The following is a 24001-nucleotide window of genomic DNA, read 5'->3' on the forward strand; positions in this document are numbered from 1 at the left end:
CCTCGCTTTAATTCTCATTTAAGTTTCTTTTGTAATTTATAAAGGGTATTCATTGCCTCAAGCGGCGTCATTTCAAGGATATCCAGAGATTTTATGTCATCCAGCACCTTTTTTTCCTTAGGAGAAGAATTCACTCTGCCTTTAGGAGACTCTTCCCCAAAGAAGGACAGCTGTGCCTCATTGACGGATGTTACAGGAGCGGCTTCTTCGGCAACAGGTGCTTTTACAGCAGCAGCCGGCTGTTCAGGTAACGCCTTTGCCTGTCCATTTTCATTCTCTAACTGCGCTAAAATGGCCGCTGCCCGATCAATTAACTGCTTCGGTAAATCAGCTAGCTTAGCCACATGAATTCCATAACTTTTATCTGCTGGTCCTTCTTTAATTTTATGAAGGAAAACGACATTTCCATTTTGCTCAATGGCACTGACATGGATATTTTTCAATTTTGGCAGATCCGCTGCCAATACAGTCAATTCATGATAATGAGTCGAAAAGAGTGTCTTTGCTCCAATTTCCTCATGAATATATTCAATGATGGCCTGAGCAAGCGCCATTCCATCGTAAGTCGATGTTCCTCGCCCGATCTCATCAAATAATATCAAACTGTTTTCTGTCGCATTCATGATGGCATTTCTTGCTTCAAGCATCTCTACCATGAATGTACTTTGACCGGAAATCAAATCATCAGCCGCGCCAATCCTAGTAAATACCTTATCAAAAATAGGCAATTCAGCTATACTTGCGGACACGAAGCATCCAATTTGCGCTAGAATCGATGTTAGCGCAATCTGACGCATATACGTACTTTTCCCCGACATATTGGGCCCTGTGATCAAGAGTAACTCCCGGTCTCCATCCATAAAGCAGTCATTGGGGACATACTCCTGTGATTGAAGGACTTTCTCGACCACTGGATGCCGGCCTTCCTTCAGGACGATTCTTCGATCATCAGAAAAGACAGGCTTCACGTAATGGCGTTCTTCGCTAATCGTCGCAAAGCACTGCAGGACATCCAGTTCACTGACGCCTTTCGCTAAATCCTGTAAGCGTGGGATATAGCTTTTGACCTCTTCACGAAGATTGAGGAATAGGTCATATTCCAAACTGATGCTTTTTTCCTCTGCTTGTAAAATCAAAGCTTCCTTTTCTTTCAATTCAGGTGTGATATAACGTTCGGCATTCGTTAAAGTTTGCTTCCGTTCATAACGGCCTTCTTCAAGCAGATGCAAATTGGCTCGTGTGACTTCAATATAATAGCCAAAAACACGATTATATCCGATTTTCAATGATCTGATCCCTGTGCGTTCCCGCTCTTCGCGTTCAAGCTGTGCAATCCAAGTTTTCCCGTTTCTGCTGGCATCCCTGTATGTATCCAGCTCCTTATGGAAACCGTCCTGAATGATATTCCCTTCCTTCACGGACAATGGCGGGTTTTCTACAAGCGCCGTTTCAAGCAAATCCGTCACTTCTTCGCAAGGATCCAATTTATCGGCCAGAATTGAAATATCCTGATTGGAAGCCATTGACTTCACGATTTCACGAATGATTGGCACCTGTTGCAATGAACGTTTCAATTGAATCAAGTCCCGAGCATTTACATTCCCGAAGGCTACCCTTCCGGCAAGCCGTTCCAAGTCGTACACTTCCTTCAGGCGTTCACGTAAGTCCTGCCGTTCGAAGTACTGATTTTTCAGGGTTTCAACAAGGCTTTGTCTCCGCTCGATCTGTTTTTTATTAATGAGCGGTCTATCAATCCATTGTTTCAACATCCTTCCGCCCATGGCTGTTTTTGTTTCATCAAGCAGCCATAATAATGAGCCTTTTTTACCTTTGGAACGAATTGTTTCAGTTAATTCCAAATTGCGTTTGCTATAATAATCAATTTTCATATATTGTGAAGTTTCATATGCAAGCACAGGCTGTAAATGATCCAGGCTGCGTTTTTGGGTACGGTATAGATAATTCAATAAACGTGAGGTCGTTGTCGCCAGTTTCTGGTCTTTTAACAGATGAAGCAATGCAACGAATGACTCGCTTTGAACCAAATTATTCTCTAGGGATAGAGCGGCAGCACCCCGTTCTTGCAGCTTTTTTTTCCATTCTTCATTGAAATCCTCGGCAATGACCACTTCACTCGCACCAAGGATGGCAAATTCATTCAGGACTTCCTCAAAACTCTCAATCAAAGTGACCTTGTTTTCCCCTGTCGATAAATCATTGTATCCAAAGCCAAACTGACCATCCGTGAAATAAGTGATGGTAGCAATATAATTATTTTCCTTTTCTCGAAGACCCTTACTATCCATTTTCGTTCCCGGAGTAATCAGTTGGACAACTTCCCTGCGTACCACACCTTTGGCTTGTTTCGGATCTTCGGTCTGTTCACAAATAGCTACTTTAAAACCTTTTTCTATTAATATATCAATATAATTAGCAGCCGAGTGATACGGAATGCCACACATCGGAATTCGCTCTTCACTACCGCCTTCTCGGCTCGTTAATGTGATTTCGAGCTCTTGTGATGCATTCAGTGCATCGTCAAAAAACATTTCATAAAAATCGCCTAAACGAAAAAATAAAAAGGCATCCTGATACTCTGCCTTAATTTTTAAATATTGCTGTATCATTGGAGTATATCCAGCCATTCCTTCAAAACCTTTCCAAACTAAAATCTATTACACATTTATGTCCTTCATTATAACATACGGGAAAGCAACATTGCCTGTATTCGAAATTGCATGGAAAATCAATTATCCTTTAAATTGTGAGCTAGCTGTATCTGCAAAGCCATACGCACGGATATAGTAACATTACATTCCTTTTTTTCTCATCGCCAGTCCAGCAAGGAACTTGTCCCGCTTCAAATTAAATAAAACCGGATGAAGGGAATGTCATCCGGTATTAATTTCTATATTCTATTCGTCTTCGAATTCATCAAGGAAATCCGGATCTAAATCTTCGAAATCCTCATCATCGAAATCAGAGCCCCAGTCATCCTCACAGCGGCCATCTGGACTTACAGCGACACAAATTTTCGTTTCGCCGACGACTTCCACAAAGAATTCCCTTTCCACATGGACAATGATTTTTTGTCCACATGGGGAGATGCAAGCTTCTAAACAATTCGGCTGTTGGACAGCTTTTGCAGCGATTTCATGGTCATCAAGATAATCGGGATCACGGTATTTCAGCGAAATAACGTCGGTATATTGCACTTTTTCAGTTACAACTTCCGTCTTCGAATTATGGTTATAAGAATACCAGACGTTGATTTCGTAGCTGCCGTGAATTTCTACCTTTTTGCCGACTTTCTTTGCATCGTATTTATGGTTGATGATCCAACAACCTAGAATGCTAGAAGGATGATGAGCCGGGCAAATGGTGTGAGAGGACTTTGTGAATTTACGTCCTTTTGCCACCACCGCTTTAGTAATTATCTCTCTATATTGTGACATGCTAGCGAACCCTCCTCATACAGTTTCCATTCATCCTATGCGTGGTAAAAGTCTATTGTGCGTAGAATTTTAATTGTTTGAAAACTGCTGTAATGTTTTAAACCTAGGTTATTTTATGCGCATGTTTTGGGATATGTGTCACGAATGGGCACTGTATAAGGATTTCCGCATAGTAAAAAGCCCTTCTGAATTCAGAAGGGCTTTTTTATATTCATGAACAGCTTCCGCCGCCTGCTTGTACTTGTGAACCTGTTTCACCGCGAAGGATGTCTCCTTCGGTCGATTCAATAATCAGGTCTGTCACCTTATTTGAAACTTGTGATGAGACCATTTGTAAAAGATCATTTACATCCACTTGGGATTGTTTGAATTCTTGCACGATCGGAAGTTCATCCAATTGTTTTTCCAGTGCATCAATTTTGGCCTGAACTTGACTGTATGCTTTCTCTTTGCCGTAATGCTGGAAGTTTACAGCCTGTTTTTGCAAGCTCTTGATGCTGGCGATCATTTCACGGATTTTTTGGTTTTCATTGATGTGAGCTTCTGCCCGTTTAAAGAAATCGACTTCTTCCGTGCTGGCGATCATTTCAGCAAGCTCGGCCGCTTTGTTCAGAATGTCATCTTTAGTATATTTAGTCATATTACTCCACCTCAATCGCCGTTGCTTCTTCAACCATATCCCCATTTAACGACCATGTTTTCGTTCCGGTGATTTTCACTTTTACGATTTGGCCAATAGCGGATTTTGGTCCTTTGAAGTTCACGAGCTTATTTTTCGTTGTATAACCTGCTAATACTTCCGCATTCTTCTTGCTTTCGCCTTCAACGAGCACTTCAACAATCTGTCCATCATACTCCTTCATTTTCAATGCGCACGTTTCATTGACAAGGGCATTCAAGCGTTGCAGACGTTCCTTTTTCACTTCCATCGGTACATTATCCTGCATTTTCGCAGCCGGTGTTCCCTCACGTGGTGAATAGATGTAAGTATATGCTGCATCGAAACCAACTTCGCGGTATAAAGACATCGTTTCTTCAAAGTGCTCTTCCGTTTCATTCGGATAGCCTACAATGATGTCAGTGGTTAGCGATGCACTTGGGATAGCTTCCTTGATCTTCTTTACTAGCTCTAAATATTGTTCGCGTGTATATTTACGGGCCATGATTTTAAGTGTATCCGTACTACCCGATTGAACTGGAAGATGAATATGGTCAACGAGATTACCGCCCTTAGCCAATACTTCAATCAAGTGATCATCGAAATCACGGGGATGACTTGTCGTAAAACGAATACGCGGAATATCGATTTTGCGGATTTCATCCATCAAATCACCGAAACGGTATTCGATATCCGTAAAATCTTTACCATAAGCATTCACATTCTGTCCAAGCAGAGTTATTTCCTTGTAACCCTGTGCAGCTAAATGACGGACTTCCTGTATAATATCTCCAGGCCTGCGGCTTCTTTCTTTTCCTCTTGTGTAAGGTACGATGCAGTATGTACAAAACTTATCGCAGCCATACATGATATTGACCCATGCCTTCGTTTTTCCTTTACGCACTTTCGGAAGGTTCTCGATTACATCACCTTCTTTAGACCAAACCTCAATGACCATTTCCTTGGAAAGATAAGCTTCATTAAGAATTTGCGGCAGGCGGTGGATATTATGCGTTCCGAAAATCATATCTACAAAATGGTGCTTCTCTAGGATCCGCTTTACAACTGACTCCTCTTGTGACATACAACCGCAAACTCCAAGCAATAGATCCGGCTTTTCCAATTTCAATGATTTTAAATGCCCCAATTCACCGAACACTTTATTCTCTGCGCCTTCCCGAATCGCACAAGTGTTAAGTAAAATGACGTTAGCATCATCCACCGTGTCTGTCGGCCGATAACCAAGTGCCATAAATATGCCCGCCATGACTTCTGTATCATGTTCGTTCATTTGACAGCCATAAGTACGAATGTAAAACTTTTTACCTTCTCCCATTCCACGGAAACCTTCAGGAATGGCAAAGTCATCATGATATTCTACTTCTTCTTTTCCTCGCTTTTTCGCATCTTTTAAGGAAGGCGGAATATAAACGGCTTGAAAGTATTTACTGAAGTCCTTTTCGGATTTTTTGTCCGCTGGATTCTCAGCCTGTACTTTTTGTGATTCTAATCGTTGTTTCTCGTTCATAGTTAATCTCCTTTCAAAATAGTTAGTTTATTTCTTTCACCAACTATTTCAAGACCTATCTTCAAATGGATTTATTCGGATTCCTTTTTAAGAATTACCAGTAAATATTAGCTATTAAGTGTGATATATCCACATTATCATAGTATAAAGCTTTTAACAGCAAGAAACAATCATTCTGTCGTGGCTTCCTCAATTGTAAGAAATTTTTCACAAATACAGAAAATAAGAACATGAAATAAGAGGCTATGACGAAATTAGCCTCTTCTTATCATTTTTGGATGACGCCTTCCCCTTTCAAGATTTTTTAAATGCAGACAATGCAATTTCCACCTTTTCAGATGTTTAAGGTATAAGGAGAACCTTACCACACTGAGCTTTGATCATCAGTTCAAATCCCTTTTCAAAATCGCTAAGTGGAAACCGGTGGGTGATCATTGGTTTTACATCAACCTTGCCACTTTCAAGCAGACTTGAAACCTGCTGCCAGGTTGAAAACATCTTCCTTCCAGTTATCCCTTGGACAGTAAGACCCTTGAATACAATATCCTCTGTTATATTAAGCGTTACGGGCTTAGTAGGCAGACTTAGAATTGATATTCTTCCACCATTCGTCGCCATCTTGAACCCTTGTTGGATAGCTGCAGGATTACCGCTCATTTCGCAAACAACATCCACCCCATCCGCACTTGTGAGGCTTTTCGTGATTTCCAATGGATCCTGTTTAATTGAATGAATGACGTCTGTAGCACCCATCTTTTTGGCAAGCTGAAGTCGATAATCATTAATATCAAGAGCGATTACTTTATCAGCACCCGCGGCCTTTGCTACAGCAATCGCCATAAGCCCAATTGGACCACAGCCGATTATTGCCACCGTTTTACCCAGCACCTCGCCAGCTAGCACTGAATGGACTGCATTACCCATCGGTTCTTGTATGGTAGCTATATCGAGTGGCATATCACTTGGATTTTTCCATAAATTTTTGGCTGGCAAAGCTATATACTCTGCAAAGCACCCTTGTTTATCAACACCGATAATGTTAGTTTTTTTACAAATATGGAATTGACCGGTTAAGCACTGCCTGCATGTACCGCAAACTATATGTGTCTCGGCAGATACACAATCACCAACCGAAACATTGCTGACACTTGCTCCTATCTCGATTACTTCCCCAGCAAATTCGTGCCCAAATACGTATGGTGGACTCACTCTTCCCTGTGACCATTCATCCCAGGTGAAAATATGAATATCCGTTCCGCAGATCGAGGTCATTTTCACTCGAATCAAGACCTCGTCATCACGAATATCCGGTATATCGACAACTTGTAATTGGGCCCCATAACCTCGGTGGTGTTTGACGACGGCTTTCATTTTACCTCTCAACATGTACATTCCCCCTGAAATAGGGCTGCTCTCTTCATCTACCTTAATATGTAAAGATATGAAAAATCAATCACAAAAATACCATAATCGCTTTTGTACCGACCTTTTCACATTAATAATGATGATTTTTAGGGCATTCGTACATTTTTGTTAAATGGGTCATGTTTCTATAGCATCTTGTCCGCTCTCGAATAAGATATCTTGTAAAACAAAATTATGAAGGAGTGACTTATATGTCATGTGGATGCAATAATCACGATCATCATGATCGGGACCGCGATCGGGACCGCGATCGGGACAGAGATAGGGACAGAGATCGGGACAGAGATAACGATAGAATCGCAGACGATTTTTGTCGTGCTGTGAGGGGCTGTAATAGGCGCGACCGCGATCGGGACCGCGATCGGGACCGTGATCGGGACCGTGATCGGGACCGCCATCACAATTGTTGTCGTAGAAGGAATCGTTGCAATTTCTTCGGCTGTGGATTCAATAACGGTTGGTGGTAAGCTAATTTAGAGAGTATAGTGATTCTCTCCACTTGAGATTTCCAATTAATTACAAAAAAGGTTCACCCCATCTTTAGGGGTGAACCTTTTAACTTTTTACATAAATTCAGCAACAAGCTTATCAAAGTGCGCTTGATCCAGTGTCAGATCTGATTTATTTAACGCTTTTTCAGCATACCCTGGCACTAATTCCTGGTACGAAGGGCGTGAAGAGTCTTGATAAATAATCCCTGTCACAAGGCTGTCATGTTGCATCAAAGTCTGCATGGCCTGTTCTTTATTTGATGAATCATAGCCTTCAATCGTGTTCAATTTAGTTAAGTTTTGTTTAAACCAATCATACGTATTGATCTTATTGTATGTTACGCAAGGAGAGAAAACATTGATAAAGGAGAACCCTTTATGGTTTATCCCTGCTTCAATGATCGCCGTCAGGTCTTTCAAGTCAGTGGAAAAGCTTTGGGCGACAAACGTAGCACCAGCTGACAATGCTAATTCCATAGGTGATACAGCCTGTTCTATCGATCCTTCTGGAGTGGATTTCGTTTTAAATCCAGCAGCGGATCTAGGAGAAGTCTGGCCTTTTGTCAATCCATAAATTTGGTTATCCATGACAATATACGTAATGTCGATATTACGGCGGATCGCATGGATGGTGTGTCCCATCCCGATTGCAAAACCATCTCCGTCACCGCCTGAAGCTATAACGGTCAATTCACGGTTGGCCATTTTTACTCCTTGGGCAATTGGAAGTGAGCGGCCATGGATGCCGTGGAAACCATATGACTTGATGTAGCCTGATATACGCCCTGAACAGCCGATACCGGAAACAACGGCCAAATTCTCCGGCTCCAATCCTACATTGGCTGCCGCACGCTGCATGGCAGCCTGAACGGAGAAATCTCCGCAGCCAGGACACCAGTTAGGTTTTACATCATTCCGAAACTCTTTAAACGTTGCCATATTCGAACATCTCCTTGCATTGTGTGTGAATTTCATGCGGGAGGAATGGGTTGCCATCATATTTTAGGATGCTTTTAATTTTATTAACATGTCCGACATTCATCTTGATAATATTAGCCAATTGTCCAGTCGCATTATTTTCAATAACTACTACTTTCTTAGCACTTTGCACCAATGATAGGACTTCATCAGCTGGGAAAGGATGAATCAAACGAATTTGCGCATGATTCACTTTCATTCCATCCGTTTCTAACCGGCCGATCGCTTCATCAATCGTCCCGCGTGTTGAGTTAAAGCCAAGAATTAATAAATCCGCTTCTTCATGCGGTGTGTTTTTGTATACTGGTGTTTGGAATGTGTTAGTTAAATTATTCAGCTTACGCATCCGTTTATCCATTTGCAATTTACGATTCAATGCAGTCTCAGAAGGCCTGCCCGTTTCATCATGTTCAACACCTGTAACATGGTGAATTCCATTTTTCATACCAGGCACTACACGTGGTGAGACTCCATCTTCCGTTACTTCATAACGCTTGAAGTAAGATTTGTTTTCAGCCTCTTCAATTTCAAAGTCAACCAATTTTCCGCGTCTTATCTCCACTTTGCCGTAATCAAGCGGCTGAACCGTTTGTTTACCCAATGATAGCTGTAAGTCGGATAAAACGATAACTGGACATTGATATTCCTCTGCAAGGTTGAACGCTTCTGCCGTATCATAAAAAGCTTCCTCAACAGTACTCGGAGCCATGACGATTTTAGGTATTTCACCATGTGTACCATAAATCATGGCCATTAAATCGGATTGCTCCTGTTTTGTAGGAAGTCCCGTAGATGGGCCGCCACGTTGAGTATCGACGATTACAATTGGCGTTTCGGTAATGCCCGCTAAACCAATCGCTTCCATTTTTAAGGAAAGTCCAGGTCCAGCTGAAGCTGTGATGGCACGTACACCGCCATAGTTTGCACCGATTGCCATTGTAGCCGCTGCGATTTCATCTTCAGTCTGTATGACCGTCCCACCAAATTGAGGAAGTTTTTTAATTAAATATTCCATAATTTCCGAGGCCGGAGTAATCGGGTAAGCTGCCATGAAGCGGCAACCGCCTGCAACTGCGCCTAAAGCGATGGCATCGTTTCCGATCATGAACATTCGTTTTTGGCCGTCTGCCTTTTCCAGCTCCATTGCGCCCAGTTTTTCCCCAAGCATCACTTCCATTGCCTTATAGCCAGCAGTAATGGCATCCATATTCTTCTTAACTATTTCTTCACCTTTACGGCCGAATATTTCATCAACCACATCGTTGAATACGGAAATTTCCATTCCTAGAACAGCACATGTCGCACCGATGGCGACCATATTTTTCATTAATGATGTTCCTAATTCGGCTGCTATTTCCGTAAATGGAACAATATATAATTCCGCCTTTGTATCTTCTGGGCAGACAGGTTTGAATTTTGCATCTGCGATTATGATGCCACCTTCATGTAATTCTTTATAATTGACGTCAATTGTTTCTTGGTCAAAAGCAACTAAGATGTCTAAATCATCAGAGATAGCACGAGTTTCAGTAGTACTTACACGAATTTTGTTATTCGTGTGTCCACCCTTGATTCGGGATGAGAAATGACGGTAGCCATACAAGTAATAACCTAAGCGATTGAGGGCAATACAGAATATTTCTCCTGTACTTTCAATACCTTCACCTTGTTGTCCGCCAACTTTCCATGAAAGTTGATTGATCATGTCTTACACTCCTTTAGGACGTTCGTATATAAATGCATTTAACCGCACCTCTCTTCAGAACATTAAACTATGTATAATTAATCGTTCTATTTTAGAAAAGGTGTACTAAACGCTTTCAATTCTATCGGTTAAATCATTAAATTGCAACCCTTTTGCTTTTATTTTTTATATTTTCAGAATATTTATTCATATCAATATAGTAAGAATTGAAAATCACTTAAGATATTTCCTTTTCAAGCGGAAAATTACGAGTGAAATTATCAAAAAGTAGACCTTTTACAAACTCACTTGAATAAAGCCTGTTCAGTTCATTGATTAAGTTATGATAATCCTTATATGACATTAAATTTTCTACCATATGATCGATTCCATCGAAGTCAGACCCTAATCCAATTTGTCTTTCCCCGCCCAAACTGCATATATGCTCTATATGTTTCAAGATATCCTTTATCGTAGCCGAATCACCATTTGCTAGAAATTGCGGGACAAAAGTTACGCCGATCACCCCATTTTTCTGCAAAAGGGCTTTTATCTGGGTGTCTTTTAAATTTCGCGGATGAGGACAAAGATGATAAGCATTCGAATGAGAGGCAATTGGGAACTTCGCCAACTTTAGGGTGTCCCAAAATCCAGCTTCGGACAAATGGGATAAATCACACCAAATCGACTTCTCATTCAATAGCGCGACCACCTCCGTTCCAAATCCTGTCAAGCCTCCCCCTCTTGTTTCTAATGCCCCATCCGCTACCAAGTTAGCGTAATTCCAAGTTAGACCTACGGAGGACACTCCAAGATGAATAAGGGTTTTCAGTTTCAACAAATCATTCCCAATGCAATCGCACCCCTCCAAAGTTAGCATTGCACCGATTTCCTTTTCTTTTAAAGATTCGATGTCTGCCTTGGTCTTTATAAATTTCATTTCCGGCTCTGATAAAATCTTTTCATGAAAAATATCCACCATCGCCAAAGCCGCTTGAAATCTCATATCAGGGTGGACTTTTTCAGGAATATATATTGCAAAACATTGGACTTTTCCCCTTTCATCCAATAACCCCCGCTTTGTTATATGTAATTTATCACTATTCGTAAAAGAAATATCCGGATCGATGAACATCTTCATCAGCACATCACAATGTGCATCAAAAATCTCCAATGTAATCCCCCTTCCTGTACCTTTTTTATGATTATATATTCCATTATAAAGGGACACTGGTCTTTCGTCATTTGGATTTCACGACAAAAAAGAGCCTGCTCGCCATCCGACAAACAGGACACCCAAACATGAAATTATCTTGGTTCAATGATTAGTTTTATTGCCGTTCTCTCTTCGCCATCAATAAGTATATCTGTAAAGGCAGGAATACAAATCAAGTCAACTCCACTAGGTGCGACAAACCCTCTTGCGATTGCTACTGCCTTGACGGCTTGATTTAACGCACCTGCACCGATTGCTTGAATTTCGGCTGCTCCTCTTTCCCTGAGCACTCCCGCTAGTGCGCCTGCTACAGAATTAGGATTAGATTTTGCTGAAACTTTTAATATTTCCATTCCTAGTCCTCCTTGTTTTCCCTGCCGATTCTAACTTGGCTCAATAGTTATAACACTTTCCACTGCTACTATATTCATCAAGTAAAACTTGTATGACAAAGAAAACCGGGATTGTACACCATTTATTAATTAATGGAAAAACGGATGGCCAGTTTTACTGTCCATCCGTTCGAATCAATGATAAAAGGGATGATCTTCGTTAATCAGTATCCTTTCTATTTTTTTTGCCTTGCCAGTTTTATCATCAATTTCAAGGAGAACCCCACTTAATAGGGTCCGCCCCTCTTTTGGCACTTCGAAACGAACAGGAAGGCTAGTTAGGAACCGATGGATGACTGCCTCTCTTTCCATACCAAGGATGCCATCATATGGTCCTGTCATGCCTACATCTGATATGTAAGCGGTGCCTGCAGGTAATATACGGTTATCGGCTGTCTGGACGTGTGTGTGTGTACCGACAACGGCTGTAACCTTCCCATCCAGGAACCACCCCATAGCTTGCTTTTCACTTGTAGCTTCTCCATGAAAATCGACAAAGATGATTGGTGTCCTTTTTTGAGCCTCCGCTACGAGTGCTTCCGCCTTTTTGAACGGACAATCCAAATCCGGCATGAACGTTCTCGCTTGCAAATTGATGACCGCTATTTCATGCTGGTTAAATTTTAAAAATTTCATTCCTTCCCCAGGTGCCCCGTCTGGAAAGTTTGCCGGACGGACGAGATATTTCGCTTCATCAATAAAATTGAAAATATCACGATTATCCCATGTATGGTTTCCCATGGTCACCGCCTGCGCTCCCCATTCTAAAAAACTGCGGTAAATCTTTTCAGTAATTCCCCGGCCGCTTGCTGCATTCTCGCCATTGATGACCGTGATATGCGGACGATACTTTTCTTTTAACTTAGGAAGGTATTCTTGGATCATGTCACGACCAGGAGACCCCACTACATCTCCAATAAATAGCAATTTCATTGTAAAATCCTTTCTAGATTCACCTAATATATGAATTATTCAAGTATGTATTGTAACATAATTTGGGGTAATTATAGGAATTACGCTAAACGACTAATATCGGAAATAGAAAAAACGAAGTGGTTTGCACCACTTCGTCTTTCATTAACAATTATTTGGCGTATTCGACTGCTCTTGTTTCACGGATGACCGTGACTTTTATATGACCTGGGTAATCGAGCTCTTCTTCAATCCTTTTCCGGATATCACGTGCGAGTCGATGGGCCGAAAGATCATCGATCTGTTCTGGTTTCACTAGAATCCGCACTTCTCGTCCGGCTTGAATCGCAAAGGATTTTTCCACTCCATCATAGGATTCGGAAATTTCCTCAAGTTTTTCAAGTCTTCTAATGTAATTTTCAAGCGTTTCACTTCTAGCTCCCGGTCTTGCAGCTGATAATGCATCAGCGGCAGCCACAAGCACTGAAATGATGGAAGTTGGTTCCGTATCGCCATGATGTGAAGCGATGCTGTTAATGACAGTTGGATGCTCTTTATATTTGGTGGCTAATTCAACGCCAATTTCGACGTGACTGCCTTCCACTTCATGATCAATCGCTTTCCCAATATCATGCAATAAACCTGCACGGCGGGCAAGAACTTCATCCTCACCAAGCTCAGCGGCCAGTAAACCTGAAAGCTGTGCCACTTCAATTGAATGTTTAAGTACGTTTTGCCCATAACTGGTACGGAACTTCAAACGTCCTAGTATTTTGATGAGATCTGGATGGAGACCGTGAACTCCAACTTCAAAAGTTGTTTGTTCACCAATTTCACGAATATGTTCATCTACCTCACGTCTTGCTTTGTCAACCATTTCTTCAATACGAGCCGGATGGATCCGTCCGTCCTGAACAAGTTTCTCAAGAGCCAAGCGTGCCGTTTCCCGTCTAATTGGATCGAATCCAGATAAAATGACAGCTTCAGGAGTATCATCAATAATAAGGTCAATACCTGTTAGCGTTTCTAACGTTCGGATATTTCGTCCTTCACGTCCGATTATCCGTCCTTTCATTTCATCGTTTGGAAGATTTACTACAGAAACGGTGGTTTCTGCAACATGATCAGCCGCACAACGCTGAATGGCAAGAGAAAGGACTTCTTTTGCTTTTTTATCAGCTTCTTCTTTGGCACGGGTATCACTTTCTTTAATCATAAGCGCTACATCGTGAGCCAGCTCGTTTTCCATTCGGTCTATAATGATTGCTTTAGCTTCTTCACGAGTTAAACCGGAAACACGTTCAAGCTCTGTTTGCTGCTTACGAACCGTCTCGTCCACTTTGCTTTCCATCTCTTCAATATGCTGTTGTCTTTGGTTTAGAGAATCTTCTTTTTTCTCCAAAAGGCTTTCACGTTTGTCTAACGTTTCATCCTTGCGGTCCAGATTCTCTTCTCTTTGCAATAACCGATTTTCTTGTTTTTGTAATTCGTTCCTTCTTTCACGGGCTTCCCGATCCGAATCGGCACGAACTTTATGAATTTCATCTTTTGCTTCCAACAAGGCTTCTTTCTTAAGTGCTTCCGCTTCACGTTTTGCATCCTCAAGGATGTGTTCTGCAGAGCCCTTTGCCCCTGCTATTTTACTCTCAAATTTTGATTTGTGAATAAAATAACCAACAACTGCACCGACGATTAGGCCAAGCAAAGTGAAGATGATTGTCATGGGTTCCATCGTTTCACCTCCCCTTGCTATGAACTTTTTACATAAAATGTTGAACTGTCGGCAAGTACATTGCACATAAATTCAATATACAGCACTTAATTTTCAAAATTTTAGTTTGAAAAATTGTAAAATATACATATTAATTGTATAGTTGAGAATTTTTATTGTCAAGCGTTTGTCCCTTATGTATCAATGATTATTCAAGTTTTCTTAATATTAACCATCATAATGTACAGCATTCATTATGGAAGAAGTCTGTAAATCTGATTTCAATGCCATTTAATCCTCTTAAAATTTCGCACTTTTCTCAAAATATATAGAAAAGGCCTAAGCGAACAAGCTTAGGCCATACCATTAATCAAGCAATTCAAAATGCTCTTCTGGTTCATTTTCTTCTGGTGGTAATTCATGCTCTCCATCGAGATTATAGTGATCTCTGATTTTCTGAGAAATTTCCTTAGCGATATCCTGATTTTCTTTCAAGAACAGCTTCGCATTTTCGCGGCCTTGTCCGACACGCTCTTCATTGTATGAATACCACGAGCCGCTTTTAAGGACGATATCAAGATCTGCACCCATATCGATGATTTCACCTTCCTGGGAAATCCCTTGACCATACATAATGTCAACTTCCGCTTGACGGAATGGTGGAGCAACCTTGTTTTTTACAACTTTGATTTTGGTTTTATTACCGACAATTTCATTTCCTTGTTTTAGTTGTTCCGCACGGCGCACTTCCAGACGAACAGTTGAATAGAACTTCAATGCCCGGCCTCCCGGAGTCGTTTCAGGATTCCCAAACATAACACCGATTTTTTCACGGACTTGGTTAATGAAAATGGCAATGGTATTTGATTTATTAATGGCACCAGACAGTTTTCTTAGTGCCTGAGACATCATCCGGGCTTGAAGACCCATATGGGAATCTCCCATTTCGCCTTCGATTTCAGCTTTAGGAACAAGTGCTGCCACCGAGTCAATGACAATGATATCCACCGCTCCACTTCGAACTAACGCTTCAGCGATCTCTAAGGCTTGTTCACCCGTATCAGGCTGTGAAAGCAGTAACTCATCGATATTCACACCAAGTTTTTCTGAATATGCTGGATCTAAGGCATGTTCGGCATCAATGAATGCAGCCGTGCCGCCAGTCTTTTGTACTTCTGCAATAGCATGTAATGCAACAGTCGTTTTACCGGAGCTTTCAGGTCCATATATCTCAATGACCCGGCCTCTTGGATATCCGCCCACTCCCAATGCTACGTCCAATGCTAAAGAACCGCTTGAAATCGTTGAAATTCTACGATCAGACTGTTCCCCAAGTTTCATAATGGAACCTTTACCAAATTGTTTTTCAATTTGTTTTAACGCCATATCTAAAGCCGCTTGACGATCACTCACTCAATTTCCTCCTCTATATTCAAATAATCGGCTGTCCGATTAAAGTTGTACTTACGTTAGCAATTATTTGAGATCAAGGTTTGTATCCTGTCTCAAAACCTATCTTTACTATATACTCTTTTTACTATTTTGCCAAGCAAAAAGTCGAACATTCATTCGTTTTTTTCTTTCGGGATATTCTTTGTAAAAAAGCGTTTTATCTTAAGGAAATCTCCATTTCCTTTCACTTACTCCCTAAAAAAAACATTTTCATTGAATTAACTTTTTTCTTTTTTCCCTATTTTTCAAGAAACAAACTTCTCAAACCAAATAAAAAGCAGAGCTGTAAAAAGCTCTGCTTTTAGCGTTTATAAATCCCTTAATAGGTAGTGACAGCCGTACTTCACACTCCGAATACGGTTTTGCGCCCTGCTTCCGGAAAGATTCAACTCCTTGAAATGAGTGTTCCCATCCCGATAGGAAATGCCAATAAATACTGTCCCTACAGGCTTGCCTTCTTGTTCATCCGGCCCTGCAACACCCGTAAAGCTTATGCCTACATCCGCATCGAGCTTGCTCCGGACATTAGAGGCCATTTCCATTGCACACTCACCGCTGACCACCCCATGCTCAGATATCGTATCATCACTGACGCCGAGGACATTCGACTTCGCATCATTCGTATAGCAGACAATTCCGCCTTTGAAGACTTTACCGGCACCCGGGATGGTTGTCAGCTGTTCTTGGAACATCCCTCCGGTCAAGCTTTCAGCTGCCGCGATTGAAAGCTTGCGGACCGTTAATTCTTTTACAAGTTCCTTTATTAGCGAAGTATTATCACTTCCATAATGGAACTTGCCGACCCTGCTGAGAATTTCTTTTTCCGCTTCTAAAATAAGCTCCTCGCATTTTTCTTTAGAAGAGTCTTTAGCAGTGATCCTTAACGTCACTTCCCCTTCGGCTGCCAGCGGAGCAATTGTCGGATTCGTTTGATTGACAAGGAGATCTTCAATCACCGTTTCCAGTTCGGCTTCACCTATACCGTAGAACCGAAGAACCTTGGAATCGATCCGTTCATGCTTTTCCAATTTATTCATGATCTTTTCATAACCATAACTTAAAAACATCGGCTCCATTTCACTTGGTGGGCCAGGCAGAAGCATATATGTAATCCCAGATTTGGACAAGACCATTCCCGGTGCCATGCCCTGATCGTTTGCTAACACTTCACTGCCTTCTAAGACAAGGGCCTGCTTTTTGTTGTTTTCCGTCATCGGCCGTTCCCGTTTTTGGAAGTAAGCTTCAATGGATTGCAAAGCTTCATCATTAAAAACGAGCTTTTTCCCTATATGGCGAGCAATCGTTTCTTTTGTTAAATCATCTTTGGTAGGACCAAGTCCGCCGGTAAAGACAATCAAGTTTGCCCTCGATTCAGCGATTTCTATAGCTTGTTGTAAACGGCGGTCGTTATCCCCGACCACAGTATGGTAAAAAACGTTGATCCCCATTTCCGCAAACTGCTGCGATAAGAATCTTCCATTAGTGTTATTGATTTGTCCTAAAAGAAGCTCTGAGCCCACTGCAATGATTTCTGCATCCATCTTTTCAAAACCACCATTCGTTTTACTTTGAATTAACAAATACTTCTTTGTTTTTTATAAAATAATCCAAACCTGACCAGATTGTAAAGATTAATGCAATCCATAACGCGATATTAGCAAATGGAAGTGAAATGAGGGCAAAAGGAAGGTTATGCAGCAATAATGCCGAAATAGAAACAATTTGTGCCCATGTTTTAATTTTACCAAGCTGGTTCGCTGCAACCACTTCCCCTGTACCCGCTAACACCAGACGCAATCCGGTGACTGCAAACTCGCGACTTATGATTACGATGGCAATCCAAGATTGGCCGTACATTAAATCTAGATCAACCAAAACGATCAAGGCAGCCGAAACCAGAAGTTTATCAGCCAATGGATCTAAAAATTTCCCTAAATCAGTAATCATATTATATTTTCTGGCAAAATGGCCATCGATCCAATCCGTAGTGGAAGCGATAATAAAGAGGATGGCTCCAGCTAAGTGCGCCACTGGCAAACTGTATTCTCCCCAAGTCAGCGTTCCCCATGAAAAAGGAACGAGCATGATGATTAAAAATACGGGTATTAAACAGATTCTTGCTACTGTAATCTTATTAGGCAGATTCAAAACTTTTACCTCCAAAATTTACGCCTGCCATTTGGGCAATGCGTCTTAGATCTGAAATAATGCTTATATGTATAATTTAACTCAAAATCCAATCTTATATGCCGGGTAAACCATTTCCCGTCGCCTTACTATTATAAGAGCAAAAATAGTCATCTAAAAGATGACTATTCGGCTTTCGTAAATTGTATCGTAACCAATTGCGTATTCACTTCAGTCGGTGAAATGGAATACTCCAGCTTCTCATCATTCACATAAATCTCAGTTTCATATGCTCTGCCTATATTGATGACAGCTTCTTTTTCATTGGTGAAATCAATTACCTGGCTTTTGTCCTTGTCGATAGTGCCCTGGAAAAGTAATTTACCTTCACCATTTTTTATGCCGACCCATGGTGAACCTTTGGAGGTCACCTTTAACTTAAAGGTATCGGTATTTTTTAATTCATACGTACTATTTTTACCGCTGGAATTGGTGACGGCAAGTTTTTGCTCTTTCTTTTCATCTTTGACAACTGCATCATCTTCATTCTTCTCATCAGATGAATCCGATTTTTCTTCATTCTGTTTTTGGTCTGCATTCTCTTTTTCTTCGTTAAACCCATCACTTTTATTGTAGCCCACGGCTTCATTCTCTTTAGCGTTCTTTTTATCATCATTATCCGGGTTACTCATATAGTTCGATACCAGCACCCAAATCAAAACGGCCGCACCAATTACTAAAACGACTGCCAAGATCTTCGGTAACATTTCTACAACCTTCGAATCCCCTGCCGGTATCGTTTTTCTGGATTGGACCCTTGAAAGCTGTTCTGGCAATTCCTCGCTATAGACCGATGGTATTTCACTCTTATATTGTTCGAAAATCTCTTCTGAATCCAGTCCGACCGCTTCACAATATTGCTTTATGAATGCCCGTACATAAAACTTTCCAGGCATCATACTGTAATTTCCCTCTTCAATGCCAATGAGGTAACGCTTTTGAATCTTTGTTAATTCCTGCAAATCTTCTAAGCTAAGACCTTTAGCTTCCCTAGCTTCCTTTAATCGATTACCTAACTCAGTCAAATAAAACACCTGCCATTTTAAAAGTCAAAGGAACCAAAATCGGACCCTGAAAACTGGTCTTTTTGGTCGACAACTTCATATGTTATTTCTTCTTCAGGATTGTTTCGCAATTCAATAATATAATCAAAGTCTTCGAGGGTATACTCCGTATTTTGGACAAAAACATCCGGATGTTCGATTACTTTGACAGCATCAAGCCTCATTATTTCGCGGATCAACTGCCAATGACGCTCATTTGCACGGCGAGTGGAAACTATTCCATCTAAAATGAACAAATTATCATTATTATATTCATCCTCAATAAGCTGACTGCGGATAGTCTGCTTTAAAAGGGTCGATGACACAAACAACCATCTCTTATTAGCACATACACTCGAGGCTACGATAGATTCAGTTTTCCCGACACGAGGCATCCCTCGTATCCCAATTAATTTATGACCTTCCTGTTTAAATAGCTCGGCCAGGAAATCGACAAGCAAGCCTAGTTCATCACGAACAAACCTAAAGGTGTTTTTCTCATCGGCATCGCGCTGAATATAACGTCCATGCCTGACTGCGAGGCGATCACGCAATTTAGGTTCCCTAAGCTTAATAACCTTAATCGTATCCATCGTACGGAGGATTGACTCGAATCTTTCTATATTACGGCTGTCTTTCGCCAACAAAAGTAAACCACGCCTGCCTTCATCGACCCCGTTAATGGTGATGATATTAATGGAAAGCATACCCAGAAGGGATGAAATATCCCCTAATAAACCAGGACGGTTGACTTGAATTTCATATTCAAAATACCATTCTTTATTCTCCACGATAACACTCCTTAAGCCTAAAAGCTTTTACCCTACTCAGGGGCAAAAAACTTATCCATCGTAAATTTCAAGGTCTGAACACTTTAATATTAATTGTCTAGCTTCTATAATATAGCATTTCGTGATAAGTTAAAAGGAAAAACCCTAGAAAAATATTCATTTTTATATAAGATGTTAAATAGTCATCCACTTCAATCCAAAAGGCCCTGTTAATTAATAACAGGGCCTTTTGGATTGATATTTTACTTCGTTCCATTGTTCTCGACTAACTTGACCATGACATTTGCCATGGCATGTTTTTCTTCATCGCTTGCGACCGACCAAAGATCGGAAAGCACTTTCTCTTGATCATTCTGGGGCTCAACCTGATTAGCCAGGTAATCACCGATTTCGAAAGCCAAGTTGTTAACAGCACTTTCTGACAAACCTTGTTGTTCACCTTGATTTAATCTGTCGCCTAAGAAATTTTTCCATTGATCCCAATTGTCCAGTACAGACATGAATGGTCACCCTTTCCTTCAAAATAGTACATAGATATTTTGTGAAGGAACCGAGAAAATTATACATGTCTAAAAAAAATCATGTGTACCAACCGCCATTTACGCCTAAGATTTGCCCGGTTATATAAGACGACTTGTCGGAAAGCAAATAATATACGGCCTCGGCGACTTCTTTGGAATGCCCCATCCTGCCCATCGGGATATCGCCTTTGATGATCTCCAGATCTTCTGCACTGAATGATTCGAGCATGGAAGTGGAAATCGCACCGGGGGCAACGGCATTCACCCGGATTCCATTAAGCGATACTTCTTTGCTAAGAGCCTTGATAAAAGCATTTTGACTGCCCTTGACCATAGAATATAATACTTCACAAGATGCACCTGTCTGCCCCCAAATCGATGTGACCGCAACGATGGCAGCCTGTTCTTGGTACATAAGCTTTGGAAGTAGTTCCTTTGTTAATTGGAAAGGGCTCGTTACATGCAGCTGGACCATTTCATTAACGATTGTCTCATCCATGTCCGATATAAGCCCATAATAGCTATTGCCACTATTAAGGACGATTGCATGGAGGGCAAAAATACTTTCAGCCAATTTCTTGTAGCCGTTCGGTGCAGCCAAATCCGCTTGAACCGGAATAAGTTCGACTTGATGAGGCTTCAGTTCTTCAATCAGTTCAAGTATCGCTTCTTCATTGCTGTTATAATGTAAATAAAGTGAGTAATTCTCCTCTGCGAGCTTTATAGCGATTTCCCTGCCGATTCCTCCACTGGCTCCAGTAATAAGGGCAAAACGTTTCCCCACATTCCCGCCCCCTTTATATTATTTAGGAAGTACCTGGCAGACAGTCATCCGTTGATCGGATATTAAGTCCTTGGCGACCTCCATGATATCTTCGATCGTTAGTTTTTCCAATACCGATACAACATCGAACAAGTTCATGTCATTGAATGCATATCTGGTGAATTGATTCGCTATATATTCCGGCGAATTCAGGGAACGAAGGAAAGAACCAATTTTTTTCTTGATTGTCCTTTGCAAGCTTTTTTCATTCAGGCCGGTTCCGGCTTTTGATTTTTGCAGGATACCAAATAAAGACTCCGTCAACTCATCAGGTTTGGCACTGTCCCCGCCAATTAACGCAAACCCAAAGCCTTGTTCCTGTGTATAATCATAAGAGAAGCTTTGATCGATCAACCCTTCCTCATATAGCTCCTCATGCAAAGGTGAACTCTTGCCAAACAGCATTTCTAAATAAATATTGGTCGCCAATTCCCTTTTCAGAAGCTGTAATCCGGATTGGTGCACATTGATGGCCTTGATGCCCAGCATCACTTTTGGTGTCTGGACATTCATCCTTAAGACTTCCTTATCCTTGGCAACGGTTTCCGGCTCTTCGTCAAATTTACGTTCCACTTCAGGTTGTTCGTTGTACCCTTTATTATTTTGATTATCCCGAATCAGTTTCATGGTACTTTCGACATCTACCGGTCCTACAACGAATAGGAGCATGTTGCTAGGATGATAAAACGTATTATAACATTCATAAAGCATATCTTTCGTAATATCTGCAATGGATTCCACAGTACCGGCAATATCGATTTTCACTGGATGCTGATGATACATATTGGCTATCGTCCCGAAATATAATCGCCAGTCTGAATTATCATCATACATATTGATTTCCTGCCCAATGATTCCTTTTTCCTTCTCTACCGTCTTTTCCGAAAAGTAAGGATCCTGGACAAAGTCAATTAAGGTAGTTAGATTCCTATCGAAATCGGACGTGCTGGAAAATAAATAAGCTGTACGGGTGAAAGAAGTAAAGGCATTTGCAGATGCTCCCTGCTTTGAAAATTGCTGAAAAACATCACCATCTTCCTTTTCAAATAGCTTATGTTCAAGAAAATGGGCAATCCCATCAGGTACTTTAGAGAATTCCGTTTCATTCAATGGTTTGAAATGGTTGTCGATTGAACCATAATTCGTCGTGAAAGTCGCAAATGATTTATTGAACCCACTTTTCGGAAGAATATATACTTCGAGACCATTATCCATTTTTTCATGGAAAAGTTCTTCTTTCAATTGAGTGAATGCTATTTTTTCCATTACCCTTGCACCTCCGCTTCCGTTAGGAAATAAATCGTATCAAGCTGAATCTTTTGACCAACTGCAATGATTTCTTCCTTTGTGGTCTGCTCTGTTTTTGCAAACCACTCGTCGAGTGATATATCCTGCCCGGAAACCACATTATGATATAAAATTTCCACAAGTCCTCTCGAAACGTCAATGGTTTCAAGGAGTTGGTTCTTAACAACCGCCTTTGTCTGTGCCAATTCTTCTTCGGAAAAGTTCCCTTGCTTCATTTCCTTCATTTGTGCATGAATGATATCCAATGCCTGTTTGTAGTTGGCATTTTCAATGCCGGCCATGACCATTAAAAGTCCTTTATGACTTTCGAGCCTTGAAGCTGCATAATAAGCAAGGCTGGCTTTCTCCCTGACATTAATGAAAAGTTTCGAATGTGAAAAGCCACCAAAAATCCCATTGAATAGCTGAAGAGCATAATAATCCGGATCACCGTATGCAACTTGGGTTCGATAACCGATATTCAATTTCCCTTGTTTCACATCCGAATTCTCAATGATTTCTTTTTCCTTCTCCACTACCTTGCCCGTCTTACTTGGCAGTCTCACAGGCACACGTTCTTGCAACGACACATACTTGTCAGCTAGAGCCTCCACTTCCGATTCATCGATGTCACCGATTACATATAAATCGATTTCATCCTCAGTCAGCATTTTTTTATAATAGGCGAAAAGGGACTCTGGAGTTATCGTTTCCAAGTCTTGAAGATTACCGCTCGCTTCTAAAGCATATGGTTCGTTTTTGCACATTTCCTCTACAAGGCGTGTAGCTGAATATCGCATTTTGTCATCGGAAATGGATTGAATCCGCTGTTTTAAAGAACGGATTTCATTGGAAACCGTTTTAGAGTCAAAGGCTTCGCCGTTCTTCTTCGGATTAAAGATCACCTCTGATAATAGCCCAAAAGCCTTTTCGAGAAGCGGGGTTGAATCACTAAGGAATTTTTCATTTACGATATCGATCGTAAAACTTATGATTTGATATTCTCCTTTTTTAGCTACATCGACATAAAACCCTGCTCCATATAAATCATCAAGATAAGATCGAAGCTCGGGTGTTGTAGGATATTTACTTGTATTGCTTTGTAATACATATGGCAGCAATGCACGATATGTAACGTCCTCTTTTGTCAACGGGGCTTTCATCTTCAGCACTAGAGTATTCGTTTTATATTTATCCGTCCGGACCACATGAAGCTTGTAGCCGCTTTTTTCCGTAATTGTATCGGAAGCAATAGACATGAATAATCCTCCTCATTATATAAATCACCTTTATTAGCTTATTGTTTGTAGATTGGAACTCTTTTAAACATCTACTTAAAATATACATGTGAAAGGAAAAATCATGCAAGTTACAGCTACTTTTTTTGGTTATTCACCAGCTCACCATCACTTACTGCTCAATCTCAAAAGAAAAAACCGGCCAGCGC

General features: G+C 41.0%; 20 protein-coding genes. All 20 read right to left on the bottom strand.

Annotated features, from left to right (window positions below; all coding sequences use genetic code 11):
* Positions 1–14: 14 nt before the first annotated feature.
* The gene (gene mutS / locus BS1321_RS03840) at positions 15–2645 is read right to left on the bottom strand and encodes a DNA mismatch repair protein MutS (protein ID WP_063231801.1); all 2631 of its coding nucleotides are present in this window, start codon (positions 2643–2645) and stop codon (positions 15–17) included.
* A 270-nt stretch (positions 2646–2915) separates the two neighbouring features.
* On the bottom strand, positions 2916–3455 hold the full coding sequence (locus BS1321_RS03845; protein ID WP_057278378.1) for an outer spore coat protein CotE: 540 nt from the start codon (positions 3453–3455) through the stop codon (positions 2916–2918).
* Positions 3456–3666: 211 nt separating this feature from the next.
* The gene (locus BS1321_RS03850; RefSeq protein ID WP_063231802.1) at positions 3667–4095 is read right to left on the bottom strand and encodes a YlbF/YmcA family competence regulator; all 429 of its coding nucleotides are present in this window, start codon (positions 4093–4095) and stop codon (positions 3667–3669) included.
* 1 nt (position 4096) lies between these two features.
* Complete coding sequence (miaB, locus tag BS1321_RS03855; protein ID WP_063231803.1) at positions 4097–5641, bottom strand: tRNA (N6-isopentenyl adenosine(37)-C2)-methylthiotransferase MiaB; 1545 nt, start codon at positions 5639–5641, stop codon at positions 4097–4099.
* A gap of 342 nt (positions 5642–5983) precedes the next feature.
* Complete coding sequence (gene tdh / locus BS1321_RS03860; protein ID WP_063232122.1) at positions 5984–7024, bottom strand: L-threonine 3-dehydrogenase; 1041 nt, start codon at positions 7022–7024, stop codon at positions 5984–5986.
* Between the two features lie 605 nt (positions 7025–7629).
* Positions 7630–8496 carry a 2-oxoacid:ferredoxin oxidoreductase subunit beta gene (locus BS1321_RS03870; protein WP_057278380.1) on the bottom strand — a complete coding sequence of 289 codons (867 nt, stop codon included), beginning with the start codon at positions 8494–8496 and terminating at the stop codon, positions 7630–7632.
* Positions 8483–10240, bottom strand: coding sequence for a 2-oxoacid:acceptor oxidoreductase subunit alpha (locus BS1321_RS03875; protein ID WP_063231804.1), 1758 nt, complete (start codon positions 10238–10240; stop codon positions 8483–8485). The genes BS1321_RS03870 and BS1321_RS03875 overlap by 14 nt, the downstream gene beginning before the upstream one ends.
* A 217-nt stretch (positions 10241–10457) precedes the next feature.
* Entirely contained in the window at positions 10458–11393 is a 936-nt protein-coding gene (locus BS1321_RS03880; RefSeq protein WP_063231805.1) for a dipeptidase, read from the bottom strand.
* 134 nt (positions 11394–11527) lie between these two features.
* A complete protein-coding gene (gene spoVS / locus BS1321_RS03885; RefSeq protein ID WP_029281188.1) occupies positions 11528–11788 on the bottom strand; it encodes a stage V sporulation protein SpoVS in 261 nt (86 codons plus the stop codon).
* Positions 11789–11962: 174 nt separating this feature from the next.
* Positions 11963–12760, bottom strand: a complete 798-nt coding sequence (locus tag BS1321_RS03890) for a TIGR00282 family metallophosphoesterase (RefSeq protein ID WP_063231806.1) — start codon at positions 12758–12760, stop codon at positions 11963–11965.
* A 151-nt stretch (positions 12761–12911) separates the two neighbouring features.
* Positions 12912–14471, bottom strand: a complete 1560-nt coding sequence (gene rny / locus BS1321_RS03895) for a ribonuclease Y (RefSeq protein WP_063231807.1) — start codon at positions 14469–14471, stop codon at positions 12912–12914.
* 345 nt (positions 14472–14816) lie between these two features.
* Entirely contained in the window at positions 14817–15863 is a 1047-nt protein-coding gene (gene recA / locus BS1321_RS03900) for a recombinase RecA (protein ID WP_063231808.1), read from the bottom strand.
* A gap of 347 nt (positions 15864–16210) precedes the next feature.
* Entirely contained in the window at positions 16211–17443 is a 1233-nt protein-coding gene (locus BS1321_RS03905; protein WP_063232123.1) for a competence/damage-inducible protein A, read from the bottom strand.
* Positions 17444–17465: 22 nt separating this feature from the next.
* On the bottom strand, positions 17466–18050 hold the full coding sequence (pgsA, locus tag BS1321_RS03910; RefSeq protein ID WP_034313524.1) for a CDP-diacylglycerol--glycerol-3-phosphate 3-phosphatidyltransferase: 585 nt from the start codon (positions 18048–18050) through the stop codon (positions 17466–17468).
* Between the two features lie 164 nt (positions 18051–18214).
* Complete coding sequence (locus BS1321_RS03915; RefSeq protein WP_063231809.1) at positions 18215–19114, bottom strand: helix-turn-helix domain-containing protein; 900 nt, start codon at positions 19112–19114, stop codon at positions 18215–18217.
* 17 nt (positions 19115–19131) lie between these two features.
* On the bottom strand, positions 19132–19923 hold the full coding sequence (locus tag BS1321_RS03920) for a DUF3388 domain-containing protein (protein WP_063231810.1): 792 nt from the start codon (positions 19921–19923) through the stop codon (positions 19132–19134).
* Positions 19924–20165: 242 nt separating this feature from the next.
* Positions 20166–20423, bottom strand: coding sequence for a DUF3243 domain-containing protein (locus BS1321_RS03925; RefSeq protein WP_063231811.1), 258 nt, complete (start codon positions 20421–20423; stop codon positions 20166–20168).
* 79 nt (positions 20424–20502) lie between these two features.
* On the bottom strand, positions 20503–21228 hold the full coding sequence (ymfI, locus tag BS1321_RS03930; RefSeq protein ID WP_063231812.1) for an elongation factor P 5-aminopentanone reductase: 726 nt from the start codon (positions 21226–21228) through the stop codon (positions 20503–20505).
* Between the two features lie 18 nt (positions 21229–21246).
* Positions 21247–22533: an EF-P 5-aminopentanol modification-associated protein YfmH gene (gene yfmH / locus BS1321_RS03935; protein ID WP_063231813.1), complete on the bottom strand. Its 1287-nt coding sequence runs from the start codon at positions 22531–22533 to the stop codon at positions 21247–21249.
* Entirely contained in the window at positions 22533–23813 is a 1281-nt protein-coding gene (gene yfmF / locus BS1321_RS03940) for an EF-P 5-aminopentanol modification-associated protein YfmF (RefSeq protein WP_063231814.1), read from the bottom strand. The genes yfmH and yfmF overlap by 1 nt, the downstream gene beginning before the upstream one ends.
* Positions 23814–24001: the final 188 nt, after the last annotated feature.

This window comes from Peribacillus simplex NBRC 15720 = DSM 1321 (assembly GCF_002243645.1).
Classification (GTDB): domain Bacteria; phylum Bacillota; class Bacilli; order Bacillales; family DSM-1321; genus Peribacillus; species Peribacillus simplex.

Bases quoted from the DNA above. Each gene is read 5' to 3' on its own strand.
- mutS (WP_063231801.1), bottom strand. From the start codon at position 2,645: ATGGCTGGATATACTCCAATGATACAGCAATATTTAAAAATTAAGGCA.
- BS1321_RS03845 (WP_057278378.1), bottom strand. From the start codon at position 3,455: ATGTCACAATATAGAGAGATAATTACTAAAGCGGTGGTGGCAAAAGGA.
- BS1321_RS03850 (WP_063231802.1), bottom strand. From the start codon at position 4,095: ATGACTAAATATACTAAAGATGACATTCTGAACAAAGCGGCCGAGCTT.
- miaB (WP_063231803.1), bottom strand. From the start codon at position 5,641: ATGAACGAGAAACAACGATTAGAATCACAAAAAGTACAGGCTGAGAAT.
- BS1321_RS03870 (WP_057278380.1), bottom strand. From the start codon at position 8,496: ATGGCAACGTTTAAAGAGTTTCGGAATGATGTAAAACCTAACTGGTGT.
- BS1321_RS03875 (WP_063231804.1), bottom strand. From the start codon at position 10,240: ATGATCAATCAACTTTCATGGAAAGTTGGCGGACAACAAGGTGAAGGT.
- spoVS (WP_029281188.1), bottom strand. From the start codon at position 11,788: ATGGAAATATTAAAAGTTTCAGCAAAATCTAATCCTAATTCTGTAGCA.
- BS1321_RS03890 (WP_063231806.1), bottom strand. From the start codon at position 12,760: ATGAAATTGCTATTTATTGGAGATGTAGTGGGGTCTCCTGGTCGTGAC.
- rny (WP_063231807.1), bottom strand. From the start codon at position 14,471: ATGGAACCCATGACAATCATCTTCACTTTGCTTGGCCTAATCGTCGGT.
- BS1321_RS03905 (WP_063232123.1), bottom strand. From the start codon at position 17,443: ATGGATGCAGAAATCATTGCAGTGGGCTCAGAGCTTCTTTTAGGACAA.
- BS1321_RS03925 (WP_063231811.1), bottom strand. From the start codon at position 20,423: ATGTCTGTACTGGACAATTGGGATCAATGGAAAAATTTCTTAGGCGAC.
- yfmH (WP_063231813.1), bottom strand. From the start codon at position 22,533: ATGGAAAAAATAGCATTCACTCAATTGAAAGAAGAACTTTTCCATGAA.
- yfmF (WP_063231814.1), bottom strand. From the start codon at position 23,813: ATGTCTATTGCTTCCGATACAATTACGGAAAAAAGCGGCTACAAGCTT.